The sequence below is a fragment of the Bradyrhizobium sp. genome (assembly GCF_049691595.1).
Taxonomy (GTDB): Bacteria; Pseudomonadota; Alphaproteobacteria; order Rhizobiales; family Xanthobacteraceae; genus Bradyrhizobium.
Genome location: NZ_JBAVNZ010000476.1, coordinates 1 through 4,841, shown reverse-complemented (window position 1 = coordinate 4,841; position 4,841 = coordinate 1). Strand labels below are relative to the sequence as shown.

The 4,841-nt window shown below is 62.2% G+C and carries 7 protein-coding genes; 4 read left to right on the top strand and 3 right to left on the bottom strand.

Annotation, left to right across the window (positions count from 1 at the left end):
- Both WCE35_RS19950 and WCE35_RS19945 read left to right on the top strand, forming a co-directional pair.
- The coding region (locus WCE35_RS19950) for a hypothetical protein (protein ID WP_424595042.1) at positions 1-274 on the top strand (274 nt) is incomplete at its 5' end.
- A gap of 54 nt (positions 275-328) precedes the next feature.
- Entirely contained in the window at positions 329-1,000 is a 672-nt protein-coding gene (locus WCE35_RS19945; protein ID WP_424595041.1) for a dienelactone hydrolase family protein, read from the top strand.
- Between the two features lie 131 nt (positions 1,001-1,131).
- On the opposite strand, the gene WCE35_RS19940 is transcribed toward WCE35_RS19945, so the two are convergent.
- The 3 genes from WCE35_RS19940 to WCE35_RS19930 all read right to left on the bottom strand — a co-directional run bounded on the left by WCE35_RS19940 (position 1,132) and on the right by WCE35_RS19930 (position 3,081).
- A complete protein-coding gene (locus WCE35_RS19940; protein WP_424595040.1) occupies positions 1,132-1,839 on the bottom strand; it encodes a polysaccharide biosynthesis/export family protein in 708 nt (235 codons plus the stop codon).
- 153 nt (positions 1,840-1,992) lie between these two features.
- Positions 1,993-2,649, bottom strand: coding sequence for a peptide-methionine (S)-S-oxide reductase MsrA (gene msrA / locus WCE35_RS19935; protein ID WP_424595039.1), 657 nt, complete (start codon positions 2,647-2,649; stop codon positions 1,993-1,995).
- A gap of 114 nt (positions 2,650-2,763) precedes the next feature.
- Complete coding sequence (locus WCE35_RS19930) at positions 2,764-3,081, bottom strand: hypothetical protein (protein WP_424595038.1); 318 nt, start codon at positions 3,079-3,081, stop codon at positions 2,764-2,766.
- Positions 3,082-3,252: 171 nt separating this feature from the next.
- On the opposite strand from WCE35_RS19930, the gene WCE35_RS19925 reads away from it, so the two are divergent.
- Together WCE35_RS19925 and rpsT are read left to right on the top strand one after the other, a co-directional pair.
- Positions 3,253-3,381 carry a hypothetical protein gene (locus WCE35_RS19925; RefSeq protein ID WP_424595037.1) on the top strand — a complete coding sequence of 43 codons (129 nt, stop codon included), beginning with the start codon at positions 3,253-3,255 and terminating at the stop codon, positions 3,379-3,381.
- Positions 3,382-3,440: 59 nt separating this feature from the next.
- A complete protein-coding gene (gene rpsT / locus WCE35_RS19920) occupies positions 3,441-3,707 on the top strand; it encodes a 30S ribosomal protein S20 (RefSeq protein ID WP_424595036.1) in 267 nt (88 codons plus the stop codon).
- The last annotated feature ends 1,134 nt before the right edge of the window (positions 3,708-4,841 follow it).

Below are 4,841 nucleotides of genomic sequence, written 5' to 3'. Positions count from 1 at the left end.
GCCGGCCGGCGGGCCCCACCCGCCGCCCTTCACCACGACCCTGTCGAACAACGCGCCGCTTTCGTTCGGCATGGACGCGGAAGCGGCCGCGCGCGCACTCGGCACGCCGCTCACTTACGTCAGCGGCCGCCCGGGCGATGAAATCTATCTTGCCTTCCGCAATATCGGGGGCAGCGGACTATTCCCGCACAAGGACCGGCTCTATCTGCAATTCCGCAAGGGCCGGCTGGCTGGCTGGAAAGGCGACTGGGGCCACAACTGGATGTGGCGGTAACCCCGCCTCCTTCCTCGAGAGACTTCGTGCAACCCTCAACGCAATGGATGACCCGTGGGACGAGATATCAAACTGACGGCTTCGGATGGTTTCAAACTGGGCGGCTATCGCGCCGATCCCGCGGGCACGCCGAAGGCGGCCATCGTGGTGATCCAGGAGATCTTTGGCGTCAATCACCACATCCGCGCGGTGTGCGATCGATTGGCGGGCGCGGGCTATGCCGCGATCGCCCCATCGATCTTCGACCGCATCGAGCCGAACTTCCAGTGCGGCTATTCGCCCGATGAGATCACGAACGCCCGCAAATTCGTCGCCAATCCCGACTGGGCCGCGATGCTGCGCGATGCCCAGGCCGCGATCGACGCGGTCAAGGATGTCGGGCCGGTCGGCATTATCGGTTTCTGCCTCGGCGGCAGCGTCGCCTACGCCGCCGCGACCAAGCTGTCGGGCCTGTCGGCGGCCGTCGGCTATTACGGCGGCGCCATCATTCGCTTCGCCGACGACAAGCCGAAGGTGCCGACGCAATTGCATTTCGGCGACAAGGACGCCGGCATTCCGCTGACCGATGTCGAGGCCATCAAGTCCAGGCGCCCCGATGTCGAGGTCCACGTCTATCCCGGCGCGCAGCACGGTTTTCATTGCGATGAGCGCGCGAGCTATGACAAGACCAGCGCCGACATGGCCTGGCCGCGCAGCCTTGATTTCTTCGCGAAGCATTTGAGGTAGGCGCGACAAAAGCGCCTGCTCCATCGTCATTCCAGGATGGTCCGCAGGACCAGACCTCAGATGCGCAATTGCGCATCGGAGAATCTCGAGATTCCGGGTTCGTCGCTTCGCGCCGCCCCGGAATGACGGTTTCAGAACCAGCGTTCGCCGACGAGCACGGTATCGCCTGGGCTGAGCGAGGTGCCGAGCGGCACCATGAAGCGGCCCGAGCCGGAAGCGTCGGTATGAGTCACCGTGACGCGGTCACGCCGCGCCCGTGGCGCGAAGCCGCCGGCAATCGCCACCGCGCTCTCAACCGTGATATTCGGCACGTAGGGATACTGCCCGGGCGCGGCGACTTCGCCGAGAATGAAGAACGGCCGATAGGCTTCGATCTCGACCGCGACCGAAGGATCCCGGATGTAGCCTTTGCGCAGCCTGGCGCCGATTTCTGCAGCCAGTCCCGCCGGACTACGGCCCCGTGCGGGGACCGTTCCGATCAGCGGCATGGTGATGGAGCCGCCGGCATCGATCGCGTAGGTATTGGTGAGGCCTTCCTGGCCGTAGACCACGACGCGCAGTCGGTCGCCGGCATCGAGATGGTAGGCCGCGTCGTACCGCAGCGGCACCGGCTCGGGATAGGCGACGGAGAGGGGCGCATCCGAGCCGCGAGGTGCTGCGGCAAAAGCGGAGCGCAGCGCGCCGATGGCCCCGCCGCCGGAATCCGCAACGGCAGCCGCGGCCGGCGCGTGAGCCGCGCCATAGGCCATCGAATCAAGATCGCCTTGCGGCTGCGCGACCGCGACGGGCCCGGACGTGCGCATGCAGCCCGGCAAGGCAAGCGCCGTCATGATGGCCATGATTGAAAGTCTGAACGCGCGCGCAACCCGCACCGGAGCCATCCCTCAAAGCGAGAATGCCCCAGTCTTGCGCCAATTATGGTTAACAAACCGTTGTTTGCGCGAGCAGAACGGGAGGGCCGGAAATCCCCGCCTCCCCATCACGCGCAACGATCAGGCGGTGACGCCGACCCCGATCGGGCATGCCACGCCGGTACCGCCCAATCCGCAATAGCCGGCCGGATTCTTGGCGAGATATTGCTGATGATAGTCCTCGGCAAAGTAGAACGCCCCTGACGGCGCGATCTCGGTGGTGATCGCGGGAAGACCCTTCGCCGCCAGCGCCTTTTGGTACGCCGCTTTCGATGCGTCCGCGGCCTTGCGCTGCGCATCGCTGAACGTGTAGATCGCGGAACGATATTGGGTGCCGACGTCATTGCCCTGGCGCATGCCCTGCGTCGGGTTGTGGCTTTCCCAGAACGTCTTCAACAACTGCTCATAGGAGAGCTTGTTCGGATCGAACACGACCAGCACCACTTCGGTGTGACCGGTGCGGCCCGAGCAGACCTCTTCGTAAGTCGGGTTCGCGGTGTGACCGCCGGCATAGCCCGCGGCCGTCGCGTAGATGCCCTCGCCGAGTTCCCAGAATTTACGCTCCGCGCCCCAGAAACAGCCAAGCCCGAACACCGCCTGCGCGAGGCCTGCGGGATAAGGCGGCTGCAGCTTGCGGCCGTTCACGAAGTGGGTGGCGGCGGTGGGAATCGGCGTGGCGCGACCTGGCAGCGCTTCGGCTGCGCTCGGCAACGCGGCGGTCTTGCGCATGAACAACATCGATCACCTCCAGGCGGGACATCGGCTGACACGGAAGCGGCGACAGCCGCTGCACCTTGTATGTATATGTCTTTACGCCGGGTCTTGCAGCCCTGTTACCGGCAAGCGGCCGGGCTAATCCCGCGAATAGCCGATCAGGGGCTTGCGGGGCCGGAACAAGATCATGAGCAGGATGCCGACCACGCCCAACACGGCGAAAACCGGCTGATCCAGGATGACTTTGATGACGCTGTTCCAGAGCCAGGGTGCGATGCCCTCTACCAAGGCCCGAAATGCCTGCTGGCTGGACTGGTGGATTTCGTTCCAGAACTGGCCGAACCGGGTGAAACGGAGGTTCTGGTCGGCCACGAAGCGCGCGCCGTCATAGACCATTAAGATGAAACCGCCGGCCAGCAGCAACAGGCCGATAAGTCGGAAGAAACCGCGGATCATGCACCACCTGATATCCGTTGCGCCCAAAAGGCGAGCAGCCCATTGGCGGGGGTCCTCGAGAAATTCAACCTCGTCAGCATCTTATCGGCCAATCCCGGCTGGCTTCCTGTTCTTCTTAAGGGGGCCGGAAAACGTTGACGCTGCCGGGCGCCCCCTCTATAAGACCCCCCAATGGCGGCGGGCGCAATCCCGCCGCCGCTGTTCTTTGAGCAGCGCCGCGATACGGGCATTTTCGCCCCCAGGCACGGCATCCTCAAGAACGCGATTGGAAAACACACCCGAGTCGATCTCGCGATTTGAACAGCCGGCGCGCTTCAGCCCGACCACAGAGCGACCAGCGCCGAAGGATAGTTGAGAACATGGCCAATACCTCCTCCGCCAAAAAGGCGACCCGCAAGATTGCCCGCCGCACCATCATCAACAAGTCGCGCCGCACCCAGATGCGTGGCGCGGTTCGAACCGTCGAAGAAGCGATCAAGAGCGGCGATCGCGATGCAGCACTGAAGGCGATGGCGCGCGCTGAACCGGAACTGATGCAGGCCGCGCAACGGAACATCATTCACAAGAATAATGCGAGCCGGAAGGTTTCGCGTCTGGCGCACCAGATCGCCAAGCTCGCAAAGTGAACTGACAACAAAAATCATCCGTCAAAAGCCCGGCTCCGCCGGGCTTTTTGTTTCGCGCCGTCGAATTGCTTTATTGCGGCATGACCGGCTGCGTGCCATAGCTCGCGTACCGGTATTTTTACGAGGTGCAGTTTTGGTGCACCGGCAAGTCTGTGCGTTTCGCCGGAACTCCCGCACCTTGCGGCCATGAAAATGGAGCGGCGGCAGGCGTTCGACGCGACGGACCGCGCGGGAGTTACCCTGAAAAACAATTCCGAAAAACTTCGTTTCGCTAGTCACTTATCCCCATAGCAGGGCCAAGCGTTTCGAAAACCGGCTGTCGCGGCAGCGAGCGTAAGGATTTTGTGAAAATTTTTTGCGACTGCAGCAGGGTTTGTCATACCCGCGATTCTTCACACTGATTCAAAAACTTGCTTTCGAGCTTCGCAGTTGCAGGGCGGCAACACTGGCGAAGACTCGCTCGCGAACTCCGAGTCGATGGATTGTCAGAAACTGCGCATAGTGCAATTCTTCAATCGCTCGCGGCGCCTGCGGCTCTCCAGATCAGCGCGGTTTGAGACCCAAGGGCGGACGTGCAAATCGGCGGCGGTGTGTGCGTTAGCGACGCTTTCCAAGCGATGCTGAATGGGAAAACCATAGAAATATGGGGACGGTAGTCCTGTGTCTAGATTCTCCAGGCGTTGCGCCAATCTTACCGGCGCTTCGAACAAGAGGGATACGCACCGGGCCACTACATTGGCAGCGGGGAATGTGGAGCCGGCGAACGGGTTGAAGAGGACAGACTGAGGTACGCGGCGGCACAGCGCTGGGCATTTCGGTGCCTGGTAGCGGCAGACTGAATTTGGAAAACACGTGCGAGATGACAACTCGCCGCGGTTAATTTAATCGCGGCGAGGAGGGGGGAGGTACTATGCTTTACGGAATCATCACGGCATTCAGAATACGAATTTCGAACGATAGCTCATCCGGCGCTTTGAATTTTCAGATCGCGCGATCCTTTGCGCGAGTTCCCGGAAGATCGCTGAGTACGCGCTGAACTCGCCGGCGCTTTTTCTCCAGTCGATGATCTGACCGCGGCGTTTTCGCCGAACGGGGATTCATGTTCGGAACAGAAGACCTCGCTTGAGGTCACGC

Coding starts and splice junctions, on each gene's coding strand:
- WCE35_RS19940 (WP_424595040.1), bottom strand. CDS start 1,839: ATGGCCATCATGACGGCGCTTGCCTTGCCGGGCTGCATGCGCACGTCC.
- msrA (WP_424595039.1), bottom strand. CDS start 2,649: ATGTTGTTCATGCGCAAGACCGCCGCGTTGCCGAGCGCAGCCGAAGCG.
- WCE35_RS19930 (WP_424595038.1), bottom strand. CDS start 3,081: ATGATCCGCGGTTTCTTCCGACTTATCGGCCTGTTGCTGCTGGCCGGC.
- WCE35_RS19925 (WP_424595037.1), top strand. CDS start 3,253: ATGGCGGCGGGCGCAATCCCGCCGCCGCTGTTCTTTGAGCAGCGCCGC.
- rpsT (WP_424595036.1), top strand. CDS start 3,441: ATGGCCAATACCTCCTCCGCCAAAAAGGCGACCCGCAAGATTGCCCGC.